This window comes from Streptomyces sp. WMMB303, from assembly GCF_029351045.1.
Taxonomy (GTDB): domain Bacteria; phylum Actinomycetota; class Actinomycetes; order Streptomycetales; family Streptomycetaceae; genus Streptomyces.
On sequence record NZ_JARKIN010000001.1, the window covers coordinates 2910523 to 2932867 of the forward strand.

The window sequence follows — 22345 nt, forward strand, 5'->3', positions numbered from 1 at the left end:
CGGGGCTGGTTCCCCCTCCCGGGCGGACGACCCGGGGCATCCGGCACGTGTCGCGACATGACGCTACGTCAGGCAGCGGACTGCGCACCGGCTTCCGGGAATCCACCCGACGGACCAGGTGCCTGAGAATCGCTCAAGGGTGCTAGCCTCAGCGCCGCGTGGCGTGTTTGCGCCCGGCAATCAGGAGTACTGATTCCGCATCTGGCTGCGCGCGCTACGCCACTGAGGGAACATGGCACGACTGCTGTTCACTGATCAGTTCGCGAGCAGTCCGCGGACTGGCCGCCCGCACGACAATCCAATCGCTCAAGGACGCCGATGACCGAGATACCGGTGGCGCTGACCGTCATCCTGTCCGTGGGGACGGCGGCGGCCGTGGCACTCGCCCTCCTGCTGGCGCGTTCGGCGCGGGAGGCGAAGCGGCTGCGGCAGCGCTCCGCCACCGCCGAGAAGGATCTGCAGGACGCGCTGCGCCAGCAGGCGGCCCTCGCCGGGCGGGCGCAGGCGACCGAGGCGGAGGTCCGGCACCTTGCGGCCGCCCGCGTCCCGGACCTCACCGCCGCGCTCGCCCATCCCAACGTCCCCGTACGGGGCCTGCTCGACCCGGGCTTCCAGGGTACCGAGCTGGACCGTGGGCTGACCGCGGTACTGGAGCAGGTCAGCAACGCGGTCACCAAGGAGCGGCTGCGCGTGGACGGAGCGGCGCAGGCCTCCATGCGGGGCGCGACGACGACCATCCAGGCGCTGCTCTACCAGTTGCAGACGCGGCTGCAGACGATGCAGGAGCGTTACGACGACCCGTTCGTGGCCGAGGACCTGCTCGCCGCCGACTTCCTCAACGAACAGGCGCTGCGCCGCATCCAGTCCACCGCGATCGTCTGCGGCGCCTGGCCCGGGCTGACCCGGCAGAACTCGCATCTGGGCGACATCGTCGTCGGCGCGATGTCCCGGCTCAGCGGCTACGAGCGCGTCCAGGTCACCAACCAGCTTCGGGACCCGGTGGGTGTGGTGGCACGGGCCGTGGAGCCCGGCGCCGTGGTCCTCACCGAGCTGCTCGCCAACGCGCTCCACTACTCGCACCCCGAGCTCCCCGTGGCAGTGACGATTCAGCAGGGCAACCGCGGGGCCTCGGTGATCATCGATGATGCCGGCGTCGGCATGCACGCCGAGGAGATGGAACGTGCCCAGCGCATGATGTCGGGCCAGGAGACCACGCTCCTGACCGAGCTGGGCGACCCGCCCAAGACCGGTTTCGCCGCGGTGGGGCAGCTCGCCCGGCAGTACGGCTTCACGGCGTCCGCGGAGCCGTCCCCGTACGGCGGTGTACGCGCCATCGTCCACATTCCCGGCGACCCGCTGCTGACGCTGCTCGACGAGGAGGAGCAGCCGATGTCCCCCATGGCCCCGGTGCCGCGCAGCAACGCGAGCGCCGCCCCACCGGTCCCCTCCGCGCTGCCCGGGCACGCGGTGCCGCAGCGTCCGCCCCAGGGCGAACCCGCGGCCGGCACCACCGCCTCGGCGTACGCGCAGCCCGGGCCGGACGCCGGGCAGCAGGCTCCCTCGTCCGAGGAGCACCTGCCGCGCCGCAGGCGCCGCCAGCCGGTGCCCGACGCCACCCTGGGGGGCCCGTCGGGCGCCTCGGGCCAGGTACCGGCCGAGGAAGCGCCGCAGCCCACCGGGCGGCACGCGCAGCAGCCGCAGGCGTCGCAGCAGCCGCAGGCGTCGCCGGAGCAGACCGCGGAACGCTGGGCGGCCTTCCAGCGCGGCACCAACTCGGGTCGCGCGGCGGTCGACGAGGGCACCGAGGCGGGTGGCGCGGGCCCGGCGTCCGCAGCACCGTCCCCCCAACACGGCTCAGCGGTCGCCGACGACCCCTACGCCGATCCCCGTTCCGCTGAAGGGAATCCGCAGGAATGACAATCCCCGCACGCAGGGCACTCCGGGACGACACCTCATGGGTGCTGGGCCCGTTGCTGGAGCTGCCGCACGTCATCCACGCGGCCGTCATCTCCGGCGACGGCCTCATCGAGGGACGCTCGCCGCACCTGGAGCGGGACGCCGCGGAGGGTGTGGCCGCGATGCTCTCGGCTCTCCAGGGCGCGGCCCGGACGACGACGGCGGCGTTCGCCGGGTCGTTCGAGGCGCGGCTGCGCCAGACCGTGGTGGAGTCCGATCACGGCTGGGTCTTCGCCATCCCCGCGGGTGAGAACACCACGCTGGCCGTCTTCGCCGGCCCCGATGTGAACATGGGCGTGGTCACTCACCAGATGCAGGTACAGGTCGCGTCGCTGGGTGCGAAGACCATGAGCAGCCCGGCGAGGAACGACACGACCACATGACTCCGCCGCCCCGTGACGGCAGGCGCCTGGTGCCTGCGTATCTGGCGACGACCGGACGAGCCCGGCCCAGCCGCAACACTCTCGACCGCCTCACCGTGCTGCACGGCGCGGCGGACCCCGCGACGGTCTCCGGGCTCCGCCCGGAGGAGATCCGGCTGCTGGAGTTGCTGCGCGGCGGTGCGCTGTCGCTCGCCGAGGCCGCCGCGCATCTGCGGCTCCCGGTCAGTGTGGTCAAGGTCCTGGTGGCCGACCTGGTGGACGCGGGCCGGCTGATGGCCCGCGCCCCGATTCCCGACGCCGAACTGCCGGAGCGGCAGATTCTGGAGAAAGTTCTCAATGGACTCCGCACTCTCAAGTCCTCCTAGTCCGGAGACCCCGTCGGGCTCCGCGGCGCCGACAGGCTCCATATACCTGGACGACAAGCCGCAGACGCTGGTGAAGCTGCTGGTCGCGGGTCCGTTCGGGGTGGGCAAGACCACCTTCATCCGGTCGCTGTCCGAGACCCAGCCGCTGCACACCGAGGAGGTGATGACCCGCACCGGCGCGCTGGTCGACGACCTGGCCGGGGTGCGGGACAAGACCACCACCACGGTCGCCATCGACTTCGGGCGGCTGACCCTGCCCGGGGATCTGGTGCTGTACATGTTCGGCACTCCGGGGCAGCGCCGGTTCCGCCCGCTGTGGCAGGACATCGCCCGCGGCGCGCTGGGCGCGCTGGTGCTCGCCGACACCCGTCGCCTCGCGGACTCCTTCGAGGTGATGGACATGATCGAGGAGGCGGGGCTGCGGTACGCGGTGGCCGTCAATTCCTTCCCCGACTCCCCGCAGCACCAGGCCGAGACCCTGCGCGACCACCTCGACCTGCACCCGGACACCCCGCTGGTGGTGTGCGACGCGCGCGACCGGAGCCAGTCGGCGGACGCGCTGATCGCGCTCGTCAGCCATGTCCTGGAAGCCCTCGACCAGCAACAGCAAGACCAGCCGCAGCCGTCCCAGGAGCCTTCTTGAGCACCGTCCCAGCGCCGGGGCACCCGTCCTCCGGCCAGATGCCGCCGCCGCTGTCCCGGCCCAACCACCAGGTCACCCAGCTGTACGGGGAGGAGTTCGCGGCGGACCCGTACGCCGTCTACGACCGGCTGCGCAAGTACGGCGCCCTCGCGCCCGTGGAGATCGCCCCCGGCGTGGGCGCCATGCTGGTGATCGACTACCGGGCCGCACTGGACCTGCTGCACGACCCGGCCACCTGGTCGAAGGACTCCAGTATCTGGCTGAACAGTGTGCCGGAGGACTCGGCCGTGATGCCGATGCTGCGCGGCAGGCCCAACGCGCTGTTCACCGACGGTGAGACACATGCCCGCTACCGGAAGGTGATCGCCGACAGCTTCGGGCGGCAGGAACCGCACGAGATGCGGAAGAACGTCCAGGAGGTCGCCGACTCCCTGATCGCGAGCTTCGCCGCGGACGGCGAGGCGGACCTGATCGGCCAGTTCGCCCGCGTGCTGCCGCTGCTCTACTTCAACCGGGCGTTCGGCCTGCCCGACGAGGAGAGCGAGCTGCTGATCCGGGGCATCATGGGGATGTTCGACGGCAAGACGCCCGAGGAGGCGGCTGCCGCCGAAGCCGCCTACATGAGCTACGTCACCGAACTGACGCAGCTCAAGCAGCGGGAGCCCGGCCAGGACCTGACGTCCTGGTTCATGCAGCACCCCGCCATGCTGAGCGCCGAGGAGATCATCCACCAGATCGTGCTGACGCTGGGCGCCAGCTACGAGCCGCTCTCCAACCTCATCGGCAACGCGCTCAGCCGGATGCTGGTCGACGACCGCTACTACGGCAACCTCTCCGGCGGTGCGCTGACGGCTCGCGACGCACTTCACGACGTGCTGCGCAACGAGCCACCGATGGCCAACTACTCGGCGCACTACCCGCGCCGCGACGTGTACTTCCACGGGGTGTGGCTGCGGGCTGGCCAGCTCGTGCTGGTCTCCTACGCGGCGGCCTCCACGCAGAGCGGGCGGTCCGCACCGGGCGAGAGCACCGGCGCCGCCGGGTCCGGCGGCGGCGCGCACCTGGCCTGGGCCGCCGGTCCGCACGCCTGCCCGGCGCAGCAGCCCGCGCTGCTCATCGCCACGACGGCCATCGAGCGGCTCACCGCCTGGCTGTCGGACATCGAACTGACGGTGCCCTACGACCAGCTGGCCTGGCGGCCGGGCCCGTTCCAGCGCGGGCTCGTCGCGCTGCCCGCACGGTTCAGCCCCGTCAGTCCCGACTCCGCAGGAGGAAAGCCGTGGAAGCGCAGCAGCAGACAGTCCGGATAGATCCGCTGGGTCGGGACATCCACGGCGAGGCCACGCACATACGGGGGCTGGGATCCGCCGCTCTGGTCGAGCTGCCCGCCGGGGTGCACGCCTGGTACATCAGCGAGTTCGAGGTGCTCAAGCAGCTGCTGCGGGACCCTCGGGTCTCCAAGGACCCCCGGCAGCACTGGCCTCCCTGGCAGCGGGGCGAGTTCCGCGACACCTGGCTGCTGACCTGGCTCGACCGGGAGAACATGCTGTGCTCCTACGGGGAGGACCACAAGCGGCTCCGCAAGCTGGTCGCGCCCGCGTTCACCGCGCGCCGGACGGCCGCCATGCTGCCCCGTGTGGAGCGGATCACCACCGAACTGCTGGACGCCATGGAAGTCCGGGCTCGGCAGGCCGGGCCCGGCGGCGAACCGCTTGACCTGCGTTCCGCGTACGCGCATCCGCTGCCGATGAACGTCATCTGCGAGCTGTTCGGGGTTCCCGAGGAACAGCGGCCCGAGATGAAGCGGCTGATGGACCTGATCATGGACACCACGCTGACGGCCGAGCAGGCCGGGCAGACGGCGGTGGACATGCAGGCCGCCTGCACCGCGCTGACCGAGGCCAAGCGCACGGAGCCGGGTGAGGATCTGACCAGCGTGCTGGTCTCGGCGCGGGACGACGAGGGCACCGCACTCTCCGAGAAGGAACTGCTGGACACCCTGCTGCTGATGATCGGCGCCGGGCACGAGACCACGGTCAACCTGATCGGCAACGCGGTCCACGCCCTGCTCACCCATCCCGAGCAACTCGACCTGGTGCGGCTGGGGAAGGCGTCCTGGGACGATGTGATCGAGGAGACCCTGCGCTGGGCGCCCAGTATCGCGAACCTTCCGCTGCGCTTCGCGGTCGAGGAGATCGAGCTGCCGGACGGGACCACCATCCGGCAGGGCGACGCGATCGTGTCCACCATCGCCTCGGCCAACCGGGACCCGGGCAAGTACGGTGCGTCGGCTGCGGAGTTCGATGTTCTGCGGTCGGCCGGTGAGCACCTGGCGTTCGGCCACGGCGTGCACTTCTGCCTGGGTGCGCCGCTGGCGCGGATGGAGGCGCGGACCGCGCTGCCGGCGCTCTTCGACCGCTTCCCGGACCTGGCGTTGGCCGTACCGCCCGAGGAACTGGCCCAGGTCCCCTCGGCCATCGCACACGGCTTCGCGACCCTGCCGGTGCGGCCGCTGGGCTGAGCCCCGAAGGGGGTTCCGAGCCGGCGTCGGCGGGAGCGGACGGCACGGCGGGACCGGGCCGGCAGCCTTCCCCCGGCTCGGCGCACGCGGCGGCCGGCGCCGGCGAGGAGGACACCTTCCGCGACGGCTCGTTTCCCCTCCGAATTCGAAGGGTTCGTAGAGAGCCCGGCACTCAGCTGACGGAATTGCCGAGAACAAGGCAGACTGACCCGTGCGGGGAACGGAGGAGTGCGGATTCGCAGGGGGCACACCAATGGGCGCCGGGGACCAGGAACAGGTCGGAACGGAGCGTCAGGGGAACAGGCTTCACTTCACTGTGCTCGGTCCAGTCCGCGCCTGGCGCGGGGACCAGCAGCTGCCCATGGGCTCACCCCAGCAGAAGGCGCTGCTGGCGGCGCTGCTGCTGCCCGGAGGCCGCACCTCCACAGCCGAGGAGCTCATCGACGCCATCTGGGGCGAGGACCCGCCTGAGCGGGCCAAGGCCGCGCTGCGCACCTACGCGTCGCGCATCCGCAAGGCACTCGGCTCCGCCGCCGGGATCCTGGTCAGCGAGTCCGGGGGCTACGCCGTCCGCACCGGACCCGAGGCCACGCTGGACGCGGAGGAGGCGCACGAACTCGCCGTACGCGCCGAGAAAGCGGCCTCGGCGGGCGACCGCGAAGCGGCCCGTGAGCTGTACCACTCCGCGCTCGCCCAGTGGGCCGGCGAGCCGCTCGCCCACGTCCCGGGCCCCTACGCCGAACACCAGCGCGTCCGCTTGGGCGAGTGGCGGCTCGGCCTGCTGGAGCTGCGGCTCGACCTCGACCTCCAGGTCGGCGGGCACGCCGAGGCAGTCAGTGAACTGACCGCGCTCACCGCCGCGCACCCGCTCCGGGAGCGGCTGCGGGAGCTGCTGATGCTCGCCCTCTACCGCAGCGGACGGCAGGCCGAGGCGCTGGCTGTCTACGCCGACACCCGGAAGCTGCTCGCCGACGAACTCGGCGTCGACCCGCGCACCGAACTGTCCGAACTCCAGCAGCGCATCCTGGAGGCGGACGACGAGCTGGCCTACCAGTCGGCCGAGGACGCGTCCGCGCCCGGCGCCGAGACCACCCGGCCGGCCCAGCTCCCGGCGACCGTGGCCGACTTCACCGGCCGGGCCTCCGTGGTGGCCGAACTCGGCGACGAACTGGCGCAGACCGACGGGACGGTGATGGCGGTCTCCGCCGTCGCGGGCATCGGCGGCGTCGGCAAGACGACCCTCGCCATCCATGTGGCGCACGCCGCCGCCGACCGGTTCCCCGACGGCCAGCTCTACGTCGACCTTCAGGGCGCCGGGGCCGCCCCGGTCGACCCCGAGACCGTGCTCGGTTCGTTCCTGCGCGCCCTGGGCGTCGCCGACTCGGCCATCCCCGGCGGCACCGAGGAGCGCTCCGCGCTCTTCCGCTCGCTGCTGGCCGGACGCCGGGTGCTGGCCCTGCTCGACAATGCCCGGGACGCCGCCCAGGTACGGCCCCTGCTGCCCGGCACCTCCGGGTGCGCGGCCCTGGTGACCAGCCGGGCACGGATGGTCGACCTGGCCGGTGCCCACCTGGTGGACCTGGATGTGATGAACCCCGAGGAGGCCCTCGCCCTCTTCACCCGGATCGTCGGCGCGGAGCGGGTGCTCCCCGAGCGCGAGGCCGCCATGGACGTGGTGGCGGCCTGCGGGTTCCTGCCGCTGGCGATCCGGATCGCCGCGGCCCGGCTGTCGGCCCGCCGCACCTGGACCGTCTCCGCGCTCGCCGCCAAGCTCGGCGACGAGCGCCGCCGGCTGGACGAACTCCAGGTCGGGGACCAGGCCGTGAAGGCCACCTTCGAACTCGGCTACGGCCAGCTCGACCGCGAACAGGCCCGCGCCTTCCGGCTGCTGGGCCTCGCCGAGGGGCCGGACATCTCCCTGGACGCCGCGGCGGCCCTCCTGGACCGCGCCCCGGAGGAGAGCGAGGACCTGCTGGAATCTCTGGTGGACACCTCCCTGCTGGAGTCCGCAGCGCCGGGCCGCTACCGCTTCCACGACCTGGTGCGCCTCTTCGCCCGGGCGTGTGCTGAGCGGGACGAGCAGCCCACCGGCGAGTGCGAGGCGGCGCGGGCCCGGCTGCTGGACTTCTACCTGGCCACGGCGAGACATGTGTTCGCCTGGGACCACCCCCGCGACCGGACCGTCGACCACCTCGGCCCGCCGGTGGGCGAAGGGCTTCAGTTCCCCGGCCAGGAGAGCGCCCTGGAGTGGCTCTTCACCGAAGGGGAGTGCCTGATGGCGGCGATCGGGCAGGCAGCCTCCCGCGGGGCCCTCCGTCCGGCCGCCGATCTGCTCGTGGCCACCAAGGATCTCGCGGACTCCGGCGTCCACTCGCTCCGCTACGAGCGGGCGGCGGCAGTGGTACGGGAGGCGGCGGAGCGGGCACACGAGGCCCTCCCGGGAGCGCGCGCGGGCATCATGCTGACCCACGCCCACGCACTGGGCGGGCGGTTCCCGCAGGCCGAGAAGGAGGCGGTGCGCGCCCTGGAACTGGGCCGCTCCGCGGACGACCCGCTCTCCTGCTCCTACGCGCCGAACGACCTCGGCATCCTCGCCACCTACCTCGGCCGGCACGAGGAGGCGGAGAGTCACCTGGAAGCGGCCATCCTGGCCTTCCGCGCCGACGAGAACCGGCCCTCGGAAGCGAGCGCGCTGTGCAACCTCTCGCGGGTGCACACCGCGCTGGCGCGGCACGACAGCGCGGTCGAGCTGGCCATGCAGGGCGTGACGATCTACGAGGAGATGGACAGCACGCTGCGGATGGCCAACGCCCTCTACACGCTGGGCTCCGCGCTGTCGGCCGCAGGGCGGGTGGCGGAGGGGCTGCGGCATCTCACGGAAGCGCGCGAGATCTTCCACGTCAGCCGCCAGTCGCGCTGGGAGGGCGTCACCCACTTCCGGATCGCCGAGGCGCACCTGCTGTCCGGGGACGCGGCCCGGGCCGCCGAACACGCCGAGCAGGCGATCGCGCTGCGCGTCATCGGCGGCGAGTGGCGGAAGGCGACGGTGCTCGTCGTCCTGGGCAAGGCGCTGGCCCAGCTGGGCCAGTCCCGCCGTGCACGGGCCTGCCTGGAAGAGGCGCTGGCCATCTTCGAGCCGCTCGGTTCGCCCGAAAGTGCCGAGGTCAGAGAGGTGCTGGCGCGGGTCGCGGAGCGCTGAACGCCGCCTCGCGGCCTCGATTATCGGGCGTTCATCAATCGTTTATCGCCCTCGGCGATGCTTTTACCCAACGATCCGCCGCGTCGGGGGGCAGGCGGGTCAGGGGGGAAGCCGCTGGCCCCGGTACGGTGAGCGGCCGCGACAGACCCGTCCGGCGGTCCTCGGGGGAGCTGCCGGGCGGGTTTCCACCAGGGACGCAACGCCCTAGATCGAGGAGCTAGCCACCATGGCCACTCACGAGCAGACCGTGGACGAGCAGGAAGAGTCCACAACGGGGACCGAGGACAACCACGACACCAGTGCGCCCAGCACGGAGAACAACCACGGCACCAGCACGCCGATGGTCGCCCAGAACAACCACGGCACCATCCTTCCTGAGGCGTCGCAGGAGCCCGGGGCGTCCGACGAGGCCCGGATATCCGAGGAGTCCGGGGAGCCCGAGCAGGCCGAAGTCGGCGCCCGGTAGCGAGACCATCACCGCAGGGGGAAGAAGCGCGGGTCGCCATCGACGGCGTAGAGGGGGAGTCGTCGATGGCAACCCGCGCCTTCGCCGCCAGGGTGCGGGCCTGCGGGCCCGGACCCGCACCCGGTGGCCAGGCCCACCGGCGACCGGTCCGCACGGGACCGGTGCGGACCGGTCGCCGGTTCTCCGGGCAGAACGCCCGGAGTTGGGTACTCAACAGTCAAGGCACAAGCATTCGATCCCGAATCGACCTGGAGTCACCGTGAGTCGTGTAAGAAGCGTTCTTGCCGCAACGGCGCTCGCCTTCGGCCTCGTCGGCCTGCTGGCAGGGCCCTCCCTCGCCGCCACCGCCGACCAGCCGTCCGTGGAGCACCACCTGACCGCCGGTGCCGCCCACACGGAGAACAACCACTCCACCTGAGCGCCGGTGCCGCCCACGCGGCGGAACGACCGCTCCCCCCGCGCCGGGGCCGCACCGTCGGCCCCGGCGCGGATCTGTCACCGGCTCCGGCGCACGTCCCGTCTGGGCGGCCGCAGTTGCCGAAGTGATGTCCCGGGGACGGTCCCGGGAGCGGCCCCGGAGGAGCGGTCGCCTGCGGGGCCGATCGCTTCAGAAGACCGAGGTGACCTCGCATTCGCGGACCTTGCGCAGCCGGTCGGGGTGGTCCATCGGCACTTGGACCGTCTTGCTGCGGCCGGGGCGCACCACGGCGATGGCCGAACCCGTGTCGACGGTCTCGCTGTTGCCGTCGAGGAAGGCCACCTCTACGTCGAAGGTGCCGCTGCTCCCACCGGAGTTGCGGACCCGCACGGTGGCACCGGGCTCGTCCCGGTTCTTCAGGTTCTTGCCCTTGGCCGCGGCGCACTCGGTGACGGTGCCCGAGCCGTCGGCCTGGTTCTGGCGCGAACTGCTGGAGTTGCCGGAGGTGGTGGTTCCGTAGCTGTCGTCGTAGTCGTTGTCGTAGTCCCGGCTGGAGCTGTGGCTGCTGGACTTCTTGCTGCTGCAACCGCCGCCGCCGTGTCCGCTGCGGCTCTTGCTGTGGCTCTTGCTGCCGCCACCGCGGCCGCCCGAGGACCGGGCCGGGCTGAAGCCGCTCAGCGCCACCAGCACGAGCGTGACGGCGGCGATCAGTTTGAGATGGCGCATCCGCTTCATTGGGACTCCCCCGAGACGTCGTTTGCGACTGTTCCGCGACTTCGGTGCGCGCTGCGCGCCCCCGGCACCCGGGGCAGGACGCCCCGGCGACAGTTGTCGCGTGCAGTACAACTCCTATCATCGGCTCAGGACGCGCGCAGTGGCGAGGGGGTTCCCGGCGGCGTAGCGTCGAATGCGGATCACGCACCCGTGCGGCGCCGGGAGCGGCGCCGGAAAGCGAGGCGAGACCATGATCCGGAACCTTCTCGGGTCCCTGCTCGCCCTCATCGGAGCGGCGGCCGCCGTATACAGCCCCTTCCGACCGTGGTACGACGGCCGCCTCGGGCGTGATTTCCGCATCGACGACCTCTTCACGGGGACCGGAGTCACCAGCGCCGATGCGGCCCTGTTCACCGGGCTGTTCGTGCTGATGCTGGTCGTGGCGGTGATCGCCGTGCTCGGGGTGCTGCTGCGCTCGCGGCTGACCGTGACGCTGGCGGGCGTACTGGGCCTGGGAGTCACCGTCCTGTGGATGGTGCGGCAGGGGCAGGCCGCCGGAAGCCTCACCGCCGGCAACACCGGCGGGCTCGCCTCCGGAGCCGGGCTCGCCCTGGGCGGCGCGTTGCTGCTGCTGCTCGCCGGGGCCCTGATGACGGGCCGCCGCACCGCGGCCCGGCGGCGGCACGCGGCGGAACCGGCAGCCGCCGCGCCGCCCTTCCGGGGAGCACCGGACCGCACCGAGGACACCCTGGAGCAGCCGTTCGTGGGCCCCCCGCCGCCGGAGCGGCCCTATGCCGATCCCCGGTGGCAGCAGCCCCCGGGACCGGGCGCGGGCGGCGCGCCTCCGCCGCCGCAGGCGTACCCGGGGCCGCCGCCGCCCGAGCCCGGGCCGCCGCCGCCCGAGCCGGGGGCTCCCCCGCCGCAGCATCCGTACGGCGGACCCCGGGGGACGCACCCGGAGCCGCCCCTGCCCGAAGGTCCCGAGCCGTACGAGCCGCAGCCCGGCACGCAGGGGGCTCCGCTGGACGAACCGTACGAGCAGCGTCGGCCCGGGGACGCGTGGCCGCCCGCCGGGAGCCGACGGCCCGGCGAGTCCGGCAACCCCGACGACGAGGACACCTGGCCGCACCGCGGTCGGGACGCGGCCTGAGCGACCGCGCCGCCCCGCTCCCGGCACCCTGCCGGTCGCGCCGCGGCGGACGCCCGGGACGCGGACCGGCGGAAGCGGAGGTCAGCCGGAGTGCCTGGCCTGACCGGTGCCCTTCGTGGCGTCCAGCGCGTAGACGCAGCGGTCCTTGCTGCACGCGTACACCACCCCGCCCACGGCCACCGGCGACCCGGTGATCTCGCCGCCGGTCGCCAGCTTCCAGCGGAGCTGGCCGCCCACCGCGTCGACCGTGTAGAGGCAGTGGTCGGCGGAGCCGAAGTGCACCCGCCCGTCGGCGACGACGGGCGCGCCCACCACATCGGCGCCGGTCGCGAAGCGCCAGCGCGGTGTCCCGCTCACGGCGTCCAGCGTGTACAGGGCACTGCCGCTGCCGAGGTGCACCAGCCCGTCCGCGGTGACGACCGGCTCGGTCGAGTGCCGCGGCTCGGTGGCGATCCGCCAGCGGTCGTGGCCGGTACCGGAGTCCAGCGCGTAGACGGTGCCGAGGTAGTCCGCGAGGTAGATGCCCCCGCCCGTCACCCCGGGGCCCGGTACGAACGCGGGCGGGCACAGGAAGGCGGCCGGGGCGTCGAACCGCCACCGCTCGCGCCCGGTCGCGGCGTCCAGCGCGAACACCCGGGAGCCCGCACACACGTACAGGGCCCCGTCCGGCGCCGACGTCACCCGAACGGGAACCCCGCCGGTGGCGGAGGCGTCGCCGACCGGGTAGGTCCAGCGCTCCGCGCCGGTACGCGCCTCCAGCACGTACAGCCGTCCGTCGGCCCAGGTGCAGACGGCGCCGTCGGCGATGACCGGCCCCGCCTCCGGGGTCTCGAAGTCGGCCTGCGCGCCTGTCAGCTCCCACAGCTTCTCGCCGCTGGCGGCCTCCCACGCCTGGACCCCGCCGCCGCGGGTTCCGGTGACCACGGTGCCGCGATCGACCTGGAGCGAGTAGACCCAGCCGTCGGTGGCAAGCCGCCACCGCTCGGAGCCGTCGGTGGCGTCCAGCGCGTACAGGCTGGGCCCGTCCGAGGCGTGCACCCGGCCCCCGGAGACCGCCATCGACCAGGCGACCTCCCGGGTCTTGAACTGCCTGCGCCCACTCGCCACATCCAGCGCGTGCACCTCGAAGGAGGTCACGTACACCAGCTCGTCGGCGACCACGGGCGAGCCCCACACATCGTTCGACATCCGGAACCGCCACGGACGCCAGCGCTGCGGCCCCTCGGGCTGCGGGCCGCCGCCGGCCTGCCCCGGCCCCGCGGACGGCGGCGACTGCGGCATCCCGGAGTGCGGCTGGAGCGGCTGCCCGGTGGGCGGGGGCACGGCGGAGGGCTGCCCCGGGCCTGGAGCGTGGTCGGAGTTCCCGGCGTGCCGCGGGCCGGGAGCCCCGTAGGGGCGGGCCGGCGGATGCGGCGCGGGCGGCGCCGCCGGCTCGGCCGACGACAGCGACGGCACCGCCGCCGAGGCGGGCCTGGGCGGCTGCTGCGCGTACGGCCGGGCGGCAGCCTGCGGGGCACCGTCCTGCCCGCCGGGGGGACGCACCCAGCCGGAGGTGGCGGCCGCCTCGGCGTCCCGGCCGGTCTCGTCGGGGCGCCGCGGGCCGGGGCCGATCGGCACCTGCGCACCGGGCAACTGCACCGACCCGGCGCCCGGAGCTCCGGGCTGGGCGGCCGGACGCGAGACGACCGGCCCCGCGTCCGGGCCCGACCCCTGAGCCGAGCCGGAGGCCGGGCCGGGCGCCCCGTCGGACGCGAAGCCGCTCCCGGCGCCGGACAGCCCGGTCGAGCCGACGGCACGCGGCCCCGGCGGAATGCCCTGGTCCCACTCCGCGACGGCGGCCGCGGGTCCGGAAGGCGCCGGGTCCTGCCCGGAGGCGGCGCGTCCGGCGGCGGGCGGCCCACCGGGCCCCACGGACCCCAGGGCCGAGCCTCCGGCGGCGGCCGCGGCACCCGGCCCGCCCCCGGCAGCGCCGGGTCCGGGCCCTGCGGGTGCACCGTCGGCCGCTGCCGCGTTCTGCCGCCGCATCGTGCGGCCGCCTCTGCGGCGTTCGATCAGCGAAACGGCCGTGGACGGCAGCCACGCCGACACCGTGCCGCTGTCGTCGCTCCCGGCGCCGAAGAGGTGCGGGGCGAGTTGCGCCTGCAGATCGGCGGGCGTGGGCCGCTCCTCGGCGGCCATCCGCATACAGGAGTCGATCAGCGGCCGCAGATCCTCCGGCAGCCCCTCCAGGTCAGGCCCCTCGCGCAGCAGCATGAACACCGTCTCCACGGGGTTGGCGCCGTGGAAGGGCGCGTGGCCGGTGGCGGCGAACACGAGGGTGGAGGCGAGCGAGAAGATGTCGCTGGCCCCGGTGACGCTGCGGGAGTCCCGCGCCTGCTCGGGGGACATGTAGGCGGGGGTGCCCACGGCGACGTTCGTCATGGTCAGCCGGGTGTTGGAGACGCCCGAGGCGATACCGAAGTCGATGACGCGGGGGCCGTCCTCCAGCACGAGCACGTTGGACGGCTTGAGGTCGCGGTGCACCAGGCCCGCGCCGTGGATGGACTGGAGCGCCTCGGCGACCCCCGCCGCCAGCCAGCGCACGGCCTGCACGGGCACCGGTCCGCACTCGGTGACTATTTCCTCCAGGGAGGGTGCGGGCACATAGGCGGTGGCCAGCCACGGCACGGCGGCGCGCGGATCGGCGTCCACGACGGCGGCGGTGTAGAAGCCGCTCACGGCCCGGGCCGCCTCGACCTCACGGGTGAAGCGCACCCGGAAGAGCTGGTCCTCGGCCAGTTCGGTGCGCACCGTCTTGATCGCGACCCGGCGGCCGGACGCCGAGCGGGCGAGGTAGACCAGCCCCATACCGCCGGAACCGAGACGGCCCAGCACCTCGAACGGGCCGATCCGCCGCGGATCGTGCTGTGTGAGCTGCTCCACCACTTGTCCTGCCACCTCCCCGTAGGGGCCGTAAAATCTGCCCGTTCCCACCCCGTGCAGCCTCTCACTGCCGTGCCGGACCTGGCGGTCCGGACGCTGATTCTTCCTGGCGAACGCGCCGGTTGCGAACCCGGGGGCGGCACGTACGTGTCGTCGCAGGCGGACAAAGCCCCGGATGAGCCGGAGAATCCGGCTTGCCCCCTCGGACGAGTATCACCCCGATTGCCCTCACCCCCGCCGGAGAAGTGAGCGCACCCCGTTTGCCCGCTGACGAATCGCGGGCCGATCACCCCTCGGTAAGCTGACGGCATGACAGGACAAGTGCGAACCGTCGACGGCCGGGTGGCCGGACGCCGCGGTCAGGCGACACGGCAGAAGCTGCTCGACTGCCTCAGCGAGATGCTCAGCTCCTCGCCCTACCGCGACGTCAAGGTCATCGACGTGGCCCGGAGAGCGGGCACCTCTCCGGCGACCTTCTACCAGTACTTCCCCGATGTCGAGGGCGCCGTCCTGGAGATCGCGGAAGCCATGGCCAAGGAGGGCGCGGCCCTCACCGACCTGGTGGCCGGACGCTCCTGGACCGGCAAGGCGGGCCGGCAGACGGCCGAGGACCTGGTCGAGGGCTTCCTGGGGTTCTGGCGCAAGAACGACGCGATCCTGCGGGTGGTCGACCTGGGCGCCGCCGAGGGCGACAAGCGGTTCTACAAGATCCGCATGAAGGTCCTCAACTCGGTGAACGGCCCCCTCGCCGACGCGGTCAAGGACCTCCAGTCCCGGGGCAGGGTCGACAAGGAGGTCAACGCCGCCGCGGTGGCGGGCTCCCTGGTCGCCATGCTGGCCTCGGTCGCCGGGCACCAGAAGGGCTTCCAGAGCTGGGGCGTCAAGCAGGCGGAGCTGAAGCCGAGCCTGGCCCTGCTGGTCCACCTCGGCGTGACGGGCAAGAAGCCCGCGAAGTAGCCGCCCCGGCCGCTCCCCCGGCAACCACCGGTGCCGTCACCGGTTTTCGGGCCCCCGGCCCCACGAGGCCCGCGCTCTGATCCGCGTTCGCGGACTCATGGCGTCCCTGCTCCGGCCTCACGCACCACGGCCGCACGGCCGCACGGCTTCCGGATTCACGGTTTCCGGGCCCACGACCTCCGGACTCGCGGATTCGCGGCTCCCGGGCTCACCCCCTCGGCTCACGGCGTTCGAGCCGGAGAACGCTGATCCGGCGCTCCGTTCAGGACCGGTACGCCGCGTACGACGGCCGGAACCACGACAGCTCCCGCCGCACCCGCTCCCGTTCGTCCCCCTCCAGTTGCCGCGCCCCTCGCCGCGATCTCCGGCCCCTGGCAGCCGATCCGCACCTCCACGGGTTCTGCGCAGATCACCCGTCCGGGCAGTACGGCCCGGACTGCCGGCGTTGCCGCCCGCGACCATCGGGCTCCGCCGGCTCCCCTCGGACAGGCACGCCGGGCGTGCGCCGCGCGGCCGGCTGCTCCCGCTCGCAGCCATGACGGGATCGCGCGGGTCGACCGGTACCTGTGAGAACCGCCGGTAGGGCTAGATGTATTGCTCTGTGAGGTTGGGGACGCGGCTGGCGGGTGGTTTGCCTGCGAGTGCGGTGTGTCCGCGGTGGTGATTGTAGGTGTGCAGCCACTGCGGGAACGCGTCGCGTCGTTCCTGTTCTGACCGGTAGGGGCGGGCGTAGGCCCATTCGTCGAGCAGGGTGCGGTTGAGGCGTTCGACCTTGCCGTTGGTCTGGGGCCGGTAGGGCCGGGTTCGCTTGTGGGTGATCCCGGCCGCTGCCAGTGTGTCGCGCCAGGTGTGGGACTTGTAGCAGGCGCCGTTGTCGGTCAGGACGCGTTCGACGGTGATGCCGACGCTGGTGAAGTAGGCGTGTGCCCGGGCCCAGAAGCCGGTGGCCGTGTCCTTCTTCTCGTCGGTGTGGATCTCGCTGTAGGCGAGGCGGGAGTGGTCGTCGACGGCGGTGTGGATGTAGCTGTAGCCGGCGTTCTTGCGGGTCTTGCGGCCGGCCTGGCGGCCGAGGACCTTGTGGCCGCCGCCGTCGGGGATGTTGCCCAGTTTCTTGATGTCGACGTGGACGAGCTCGCCGGGATGTTCGCGTTCGTAGCGGCGTATGACGCGGCCGGTCGCACGGTCCAGATGGGTCAGCCGGGCCAGCCCGAACCGCGTCAGCACGCGGTGCACGGTCGAGGGCACGAGGTCCAGCAGGTGCGCGATGCGGGCCGGGCCCCACCGGCGCAGGAGGCGGACCTTGATGATCCTTCGCTCGGTCCGTGTCGGCGTCCGCCGCGGGCTGTGACGGGGACGCGAGGAGCGGTCGGTCATCCCGGCCTCGCCCAGCAGCCGGTAGCGCTCAGCCCACCGCTGAGCCGTGGTCGGCGAGACCTGGAAGCGTTCGGCAGCCCGCCGGAGCGGCCAGCCGTCCTCGACCACGCAACGGGCCAGACGCAGACGTCCGGTCTCGGTCAGGGGTGCATTACGGTGGGGCACGAGGGCCTTTCTGGTCGGTGTAGACGTCGCAATCCACACCGAACCCGGAAGGCCCTCACCCGTTCAAGATCCCTCAGCCGAGACCTGCATCACCCGTCCACAACCTCCCGAGACAGAACAGCTAGAACCGCTGGTACATGATGTGCAGCCCCACATAACCGTGCCGGGGGTGCAGGAACCCCTCCTCCAGGGTGGCGACGATCTCGAAGCCGAGTGACTTCCACAGCGCCACGGCGGCGGTGTTCGTCTCCACCACGGCGTTGAACTGCATCGCCCGGTAACCCTCCCGTCTGGCCCACTCCAGGGCGTGCTCCCCCAGCGCCCGGCCGACACCCTTCCCGGCGTGGTCCGGGTCGACCATGAAGCTGGCGCCGGCGATGTGCGCTGCGCCGCCCATGTGGTTGGGGTTCATCTTGGCGGAGCCGAGCACCGTTCCGTCGTCGTCCACGGCCACGACGGTGCGACCGGGCGGCGGGAGCATCCACGTGCCGCGGGCCGCGTCCTCGTCCATGTCGCGGGGGTAGGTGTAGGTCTCCCCCGCGGCGACGATGCGCAGGAGGAACGGACGGATGCCCTGCCAGTCGGCCTCGGTGGCGGTTCGGATCTGCATCCGGCCAGCATGCGGCAGGTGCCCCCTTCGCACCAGCGATTACTCTCCGCAGCGACTGCTCCCACGCCGACACCGGTGCCGCCGCGGCCGTGCCCCGGAGCCGCCCACGAGGTGACGGCAGGTCAGTTCCACGCGCTTGCAGGCGCTCACCACAGGCGCCGACCTGGTCGTCCTAGTATGTGGTCATGCCCATGTCCGAAAGCGGCACACCCGTCCACATTCTCGGGGCCGGCCCCGGGGGCCTGGCCACCGCCGCGGCCCTGCGGGAGCGCGGCATCAGCTCCGTCGTACTGGAGCGGAGCGACGCCGTCGGCTCCTCCTGGCGCGGCCACTACGACCGGCTCCGCCTGCACACCACCCGGGCCCGGTCCGCACTCCCCGGACTGCCCCTGCCCCGCGCCTACGGGCGCTGGGTCGCCCGCGACGACGTGGTGCGCTACCTGGAGAAATACGCGGCGCACCACCGGATCGAACTGGCCACCGGCGTCGAGGTGCACAGGCTGGAACGGGTCGACGACCCGGAGGGCGCACCGGCCACCGCGGGCGGCCCACGGTGGATCCTGCACGCCAACGGCGGACGGCGGCTGACCGCACCCGCCGTCGTCGTCGCGACCGGCTACAACCACACCCCCCGCCTACCCCCCTGGCCCGGTCGTGACGACTTCACCGGGGAGCTGCTGCACGCCTCCCGCTACCGCTCCCCCGCGCCCTACGCCGGCCGTGACGTACTGGTGGTGGGCGCGGGGAACACCGGCGCCGAGATAGCCGCCGACCTGGCCGAGGGCGGCGCCGGGCGGGTCCGGCTGGCCGTGCGCACCCCTCCGCACATCCTCCGCCGCTCCACCCTCGGCTGGCCCTCGCAACTCAGCGCGATCCTGGGCCGCAGGCTGCCGGTGCGGCTCGGCGACGGGCTGGCCGCGCAGGTCGTCAGGGCGTCGGGTCCGGACCTGACCCGGCACGGGCTGCCCCGCCCGGAGACGGGCCTCTACACCCGGGCCCGCCAGGGCGCCACCCCGGTACTGGACGTCGGGCTCGTGGCCGCGGTGCGGCGCGGCAAGGTCGAGCCGGTGGCCGCCGTCGAGTCCTTCGACGGCGGCAAGGTGACGCTCGCGGACGGCGAGACGCTCTCCCCGGAGGTGGTCGTCGCCGCCACCGGATACCGGCGCGGCCTGGAGGACCTGGTCGGTCATCTGGGAGTGCTCGACTCCCGCGGGCTGCCCCGCGCGCACGGTCGCCGCACCCACGCGACCGCGCCGGCTCTCTATTTCACCGGCTTCACGAACCCGTTGAGCGGCACCCTGCGCGAACTCTCGCTGGACGCCCGCCGGATCGCCAGGGCCGTGGCGCGCGCCGCGCGCTGAGCGGAGCGCCGCAAGCCGCGGGGCGGGTGTTGCGGGGCGGTGAGGGCCCAGGTCACCCCGGCGCGCTTGCCCCCGGTGCCGTGGACCCGGCTTCGAGGCGGCGTGGAGCACCGTGGTTACTCTGGAGTCGCCGTGCGCGTCGGCACGACAGCGAGAAAGAGTCCGCAACCTTTCCGATCTGACGAAGCATCAGGTGCGATGAATCCATGATGGGACACGCTGGAATGGCAGCCACCGCGGTGCGCTATCTGCGCGCCGCAGGCGCACCGGCCGCCCGCGGCACACGCCGTGCGCGCAACACCCGGCCCGGCACGGACCGACCGGGCGCCGAGCGACCGGGCACCGGACCGGACACGGAGTCCGGCACGCTCCCCAAGGCCGACCTGCGCGCCGTGCGCGAGGACGAGCGTGCCCCACTCGATCCGGCCCACTTCCGGCGCGTGCTCGGCGGCTTCGCCTCGGGAGTCACCGTGGTGACCGCACCCGCCCCGGAGGACCCCGCGGAACACACCGCGGTGCACGGAGCCTCCGCGACGGAGCCCGACGGGGCGCCGGGGCCGGCGGGGTTCGCCTGCCAGTCCTTCGCCTCCCTGTCGCTGGAACCGCCCCTGGTGTCGTTCATGGTGGGCCGCACCTCCACCAGTTGGCCGCGCATCGCACGGGCCGGCGTCTTCTGCGTCAACGTGCTCGCCGCCGACCAGGGCGAGCTGTGCCGTGCCTTCGCGGTGAGCGGCACCGACAAGTTCGCCGGGGTCTCGCACCGCCCCGCGCCGGCCACGGGATCGCCGCTGCTGGCGGGCGTGGCGGCGTGGATCGACTGCGAGATCCAGGCCGTGCACACCGGCGGCGACCACCTCATCGTGGTGGGCCGGGTCCGTGCGCTGGACGCCGCCGAGGACGCCGGGGGCCCGCTGGTCTTCCACCGCGGCCGCCTGGGCACCTTCGCACCGGTCGACGGCCGGGACTGAGTGCGGCGGCCGCGGCGGTCCGGCCCCCTCGCCGGTCGCCCGTCCCCGCCATCGGCTCCCCGGTCACCCGGAGTGCACCTCCAGCCCCGTGCGGCCGGGGGCGAGTTCCGGGCGCAGCACCAGATCGGCGTCGTAGTCGCCGCCCGCCTCGTACCGGAAGGGCAGCGGGGCGAGGGTGTCCAGGGTGCGCAGCCGCTCGCACAGTTCCTCCTGGCGCTCCTTGACGTCGGCCGCGGTCGCCCGGTCGGCCCCGTAGACCACGAACGGCGGGAGCGCCGCCATGCCCGTGTACCAGAACGTGCCGTGGTGCAGCGGGAAGAGCACATCGTTGACATACCCGTGGACGCCGCGCGGCCCGAAACCGGAGGCACGCGCCCCGACCGACGTGACGACCATGGCGCGCTTGCCCGCCAGTCCCCCGTCCCCGTATCGGCGGATGCCCCCCTCCGCGTCCCGTACACCGAACGCGAAGCCCTGCACCAGTACCCGGTCGAACCAGCCCTTGAGGATGGCGGGCGGCCCGAACCACCACAGCGGGAAGTGGAAGACCACGGTGTCGGCCCACGCGATCTTCTCCTGCTCGGCCCGGATGTCCGCGCTGAGCCCGCCCGTGACGTAGCCGTGCTCCTGCGCGTCCCCGACCAGCAGCCGTTCCCCCTCCGGTGCCCTGCCGGGGAAGTCGGCGCCGTCGACGACCGGCTTCCAGCCCATCGCGTACAGGTCGGACTCCCGCACCTGGTGTCCCTGTTCCCGCAGTGCGGCGACGCCGGTGTCCCGCAGCGCGGCGTTCAGGGAGCGCGCCTCGGGGTGAGCGAAGATCCACAGCGTCCTCCGCGGCGTCCTCTTCGGTTTCGGGGTCGTCTCCGTCGTCTCCGTCGTCTGCATGTCACCGATCCTGCGTCCGGCCGGGGACCGGAACGAGTGGCCGGATGGACGACGAGTGAAAGATTCCAGCCACCCCACGGGCACCCGCGAACCGGCCGGCGGAAGAGAACCGGGCGGATCGCGGCCCGGCGACCGGACGGAACAGGATGCGCGGGGAGCCGGGCGGATCAGGTGGCCGGCGGAGCGCCGTGTGCGAGGATCAGGCCATGGCCGCCTTCACCCGCCCCGGACTGCACCGGGTGGCCGTGCTGGTCAGGCACGGAGTGCTGCCGATGGAACTCGGGCTGGTGCACCAGGTGTTCGGCCGCGCCGCCACCGCGGAGGGCGAACCGCTGTACGAGGTCCTCACCTGCGCCGTCGCCCCGGGAATCGTCCGCACGGACGCCGACTTCCCCATCCACGTCGCGCACGGCCCCGAAGCGCTGGCGGAGGCCGACACGGTCGTCGTCCCCGCCACCCACGAGCCGGACGAGACGGAGACCGAGGGCAGGCTGCCCGCACCACTCCGCGAGGCGTTCGCGCGGGTCCGCCCCGGCACCCGGATGGCGTCCATCTGCACCGGCGCCTTCGTCCTGGCCGCCGCCGGACTGCTGGACGGCAGGCGGGCGACGACCCACTGGATGTCCACCGACAGCTTCCGCACCCTGTATCCGGCCGTGGATCTGGACCCGGACGTGCTCTACGTGGACGAGGGCTCCGTGCTGACCTCCGCCGGCGAGGCGGCCGGGATCGACCTGTGCCTGCACATCGTGCGGGAGGACCACGGGGCGGCCGTCGCCAACGCGGTTGCGCGACGCACCGTCGTCCCGCCGCACCGCGACGGCGGGCAGGCCCAGTTCATCCGCCGCCCCGTCCCCGAGCCCCGCCGCTCCGCCACCGGAGCGGCCCGCTCCTGGGCCCTGGACCACCTGGACCTCCCGCTGACCCTCCGCGAACTCGCCGCACGGGAATCCATGAGCGTCCGCACCTTCACCCGCCGCTTCCGCGAAGAGGTCGGCGTGACGCCGCTGCGCTGGCTGACCCGGCAGCGCATCGAACGCGCCCGCCACCTGCTGGAGGAGTCCGACCTGCCCGTCGAACGGGTCGCCGCCCGCGCCGGGTTCGGTACGGCCGCCTCCCTCCGCCAGCACTTCCACACGGCGCTGGGGGTCTCCCCCCGCGCCTACCGCCGGACGTTCCGGGCCCGGACGGGGGCGGGAGCGAGCGCGGAGGGCGCTGCGGCGTAGCGGACCGCGCGGCGGCCCGATGAGGGCGACGGCCTGCCGTACGAGCGCGGTGCTGTGACGGC

19 protein-coding genes are annotated in these 22345 nt (G+C 73.2%); 14 read left to right on the forward strand and 5 right to left on the reverse strand.

Translation table 11 applies throughout. The features are described from left to right. The first annotated feature begins 318 nt into the window (after positions 1-318). From P2424_RS12945 to P2424_RS12985, 9 genes are all read left to right on the forward strand, one after another. Positions 319-1917 carry an ATP-binding protein gene (locus tag P2424_RS12945; protein WP_276475909.1) on the forward strand — a complete coding sequence of 533 codons (1599 nt, stop codon included), beginning with the start codon at positions 319-321 and terminating at the stop codon, positions 1915-1917. Beyond that, complete coding sequence (locus P2424_RS12950) at positions 1914-2339, forward strand: roadblock/LC7 domain-containing protein (protein WP_075002686.1); 426 nt, start codon at positions 1914-1916, stop codon at positions 2337-2339. The genes P2424_RS12945 and P2424_RS12950 overlap by 4 nt, the downstream gene beginning before the upstream one ends. Then, positions 2336-2704: a DUF742 domain-containing protein gene (locus P2424_RS12955; RefSeq protein WP_019359527.1), complete on the forward strand. Its 369-nt coding sequence runs from the start codon at positions 2336-2338 to the stop codon at positions 2702-2704. Before P2424_RS12950 ends, P2424_RS12955 begins: the two co-directional genes overlap by 4 nt. A gap of 40 nt (positions 2705-2744) precedes the next feature. Then, a complete protein-coding gene (locus P2424_RS12960; protein ID WP_276478949.1) occupies positions 2745-3347 on the forward strand; it encodes an ATP/GTP-binding protein in 603 nt (200 codons plus the stop codon). Beyond that, positions 3344-4657, forward strand: coding sequence for a cytochrome P450 (locus P2424_RS12965; protein ID WP_276475910.1), 1314 nt, complete (start codon positions 3344-3346; stop codon positions 4655-4657). The genes P2424_RS12960 and P2424_RS12965 overlap by 4 nt, the downstream gene beginning before the upstream one ends. Continuing rightward, entirely contained in the window at positions 4627-5868 is a 1242-nt protein-coding gene (locus tag P2424_RS12970; RefSeq protein ID WP_276475911.1) for a cytochrome P450, read from the forward strand. The genes P2424_RS12965 and P2424_RS12970 overlap by 31 nt, the downstream gene beginning before the upstream one ends. 253 nt (positions 5869-6121) lie before the next feature. After that, entirely contained in the window at positions 6122-9067 is a 2946-nt protein-coding gene (locus P2424_RS12975; RefSeq protein WP_276475912.1) for an AfsR/SARP family transcriptional regulator, read from the forward strand. Positions 9068-9293: 226 nt separating this feature from the next. Further along, positions 9294-9533 (forward strand): hypothetical protein, encoded by a 240-nt coding sequence (locus tag P2424_RS12980; RefSeq protein ID WP_276475913.1) that lies wholly within the window; start codon positions 9294-9296, stop codon positions 9531-9533. A gap of 259 nt (positions 9534-9792) precedes the next feature. Continuing rightward, positions 9793-9951, forward strand: a complete 159-nt coding sequence (locus P2424_RS12985; protein WP_276475914.1) for a hypothetical protein — start codon at positions 9793-9795, stop codon at positions 9949-9951. A gap of 189 nt (positions 9952-10140) precedes the next feature. Here P2424_RS12985 and P2424_RS12990 read toward each other — a convergent pair whose 3' ends face one another. Further along, positions 10141-10686, reverse strand: a complete 546-nt coding sequence (locus P2424_RS12990) for a hypothetical protein (protein WP_276475915.1) — start codon at positions 10684-10686, stop codon at positions 10141-10143. 229 nt (positions 10687-10915) lie between these two features. On the opposite strand from P2424_RS12990, the gene P2424_RS12995 reads away from it, so the two are divergent. Next, positions 10916-11815, forward strand: a complete 900-nt coding sequence (locus P2424_RS12995; protein ID WP_276475916.1) for a hypothetical protein — start codon at positions 10916-10918, stop codon at positions 11813-11815. An 81-nt stretch (positions 11816-11896) separates the two neighbouring features. Here P2424_RS12995 and P2424_RS13000 read toward each other — a convergent pair whose 3' ends face one another. Continuing rightward, positions 11897-14740 carry a PQQ-binding-like beta-propeller repeat protein gene (locus P2424_RS13000; protein ID WP_276475917.1) on the reverse strand — a complete coding sequence of 948 codons (2844 nt, stop codon included), beginning with the start codon at positions 14738-14740 and terminating at the stop codon, positions 11897-11899. 306 nt (positions 14741-15046) lie between these two features. Here P2424_RS13000 and P2424_RS13005 point away from each other — a divergent pair, with 306 nt between their 5' ends. Beyond that, positions 15047-15694, forward strand: a complete 648-nt coding sequence (locus tag P2424_RS13005; RefSeq protein WP_276475918.1) for a TetR family transcriptional regulator — start codon at positions 15047-15049, stop codon at positions 15692-15694. 585 nt (positions 15695-16279) lie between these two features. Here P2424_RS13005 and P2424_RS13010 read toward each other — a convergent pair. After that, positions 16280-17233, reverse strand: a complete 954-nt coding sequence (locus P2424_RS13010) for an IS481 family transposase (RefSeq protein WP_276475919.1) — start codon at positions 17231-17233, stop codon at positions 16280-16282. A 121-nt stretch (positions 17234-17354) separates the two neighbouring features. Further along, positions 17355-17843 (reverse strand): GNAT family N-acetyltransferase, encoded by a 489-nt coding sequence (locus tag P2424_RS13015; RefSeq protein WP_276475920.1) that lies wholly within the window; start codon positions 17841-17843, stop codon positions 17355-17357. Between the two features lie 191 nt (positions 17844-18034). On the opposite strand from P2424_RS13015, the gene P2424_RS13020 reads away from it, so the two are divergent. Together P2424_RS13020 and P2424_RS13025 are read left to right on the forward strand one after the other, a co-directional pair. Further along, positions 18035-19204, forward strand: a complete 1170-nt coding sequence (locus tag P2424_RS13020; protein WP_276478950.1) for an NAD(P)/FAD-dependent oxidoreductase — start codon at positions 18035-18037, stop codon at positions 19202-19204. Between the two features lie 224 nt (positions 19205-19428). Further along, on the forward strand, positions 19429-20172 hold the full coding sequence (locus tag P2424_RS13025) for a flavin reductase family protein (RefSeq protein ID WP_276475921.1): 744 nt from the start codon (positions 19429-19431) through the stop codon (positions 20170-20172). Positions 20173-20235: 63 nt separating this feature from the next. Here P2424_RS13025 and P2424_RS13030 read toward each other — a convergent pair whose 3' ends face one another. Continuing rightward, complete coding sequence (locus tag P2424_RS13030) at positions 20236-21057, reverse strand: NAD(P)H-dependent oxidoreductase (RefSeq protein ID WP_276475922.1); 822 nt, start codon at positions 21055-21057, stop codon at positions 20236-20238. A 206-nt stretch (positions 21058-21263) separates the two neighbouring features. On the opposite strand from P2424_RS13030, the gene P2424_RS13035 reads away from it, so the two are divergent. Beyond that, positions 21264-22283 carry a helix-turn-helix domain-containing protein gene (locus tag P2424_RS13035; protein WP_276475923.1) on the forward strand — a complete coding sequence of 340 codons (1020 nt, stop codon included), beginning with the start codon at positions 21264-21266 and terminating at the stop codon, positions 22281-22283. The last annotated feature ends 62 nt before the right edge of the window (positions 22284-22345 follow it).

Bases quoted from the DNA above. Each gene is read 5' to 3' on its own strand.
- P2424_RS12975 (WP_276475912.1), top strand. From the start codon at position 6,122: ATGGGCGCCGGGGACCAGGAACAGGTCGGAACGGAGCGTCAGGGGAAC.
- P2424_RS12990 (WP_276475915.1), bottom strand. From the start codon at position 10,686: ATGAAGCGGATGCGCCATCTCAAACTGATCGCCGCCGTCACGCTCGTG.
- P2424_RS13025 (WP_276475921.1), top strand. From the start codon at position 19,429: ATGGCAGCCACCGCGGTGCGCTATCTGCGCGCCGCAGGCGCACCGGCC.
- P2424_RS12980 (WP_276475913.1), top strand. From the start codon at position 9,294: ATGGCCACTCACGAGCAGACCGTGGACGAGCAGGAAGAGTCCACAACG.
- P2424_RS13030 (WP_276475922.1), bottom strand. From the start codon at position 21,057: ATGCAGACGACGGAGACGACGGAGACGACCCCGAAACCGAAGAGGACG.
- P2424_RS13005 (WP_276475918.1), top strand. From the start codon at position 15,047: ATGACAGGACAAGTGCGAACCGTCGACGGCCGGGTGGCCGGACGCCGC.
- P2424_RS12950 (WP_075002686.1), top strand. From the start codon at position 1,914: ATGACAATCCCCGCACGCAGGGCACTCCGGGACGACACCTCATGGGTG.
- P2424_RS13020 (WP_276478950.1), top strand. From the start codon at position 18,035: ATGTCCGAAAGCGGCACACCCGTCCACATTCTCGGGGCCGGCCCCGGG.
- P2424_RS12995 (WP_276475916.1), top strand. From the start codon at position 10,916: ATGATCCGGAACCTTCTCGGGTCCCTGCTCGCCCTCATCGGAGCGGCG.
- P2424_RS12945 (WP_276475909.1), top strand. From the start codon at position 319: ATGACCGAGATACCGGTGGCGCTGACCGTCATCCTGTCCGTGGGGACG.
- P2424_RS13035 (WP_276475923.1), top strand. From the start codon at position 21,264: ATGGCCGCCTTCACCCGCCCCGGACTGCACCGGGTGGCCGTGCTGGTC.
- P2424_RS12955 (WP_019359527.1), top strand. From the start codon at position 2,336: ATGACTCCGCCGCCCCGTGACGGCAGGCGCCTGGTGCCTGCGTATCTG.
- P2424_RS13015 (WP_276475920.1), bottom strand. From the start codon at position 17,843: ATGCAGATCCGAACCGCCACCGAGGCCGACTGGCAGGGCATCCGTCCG.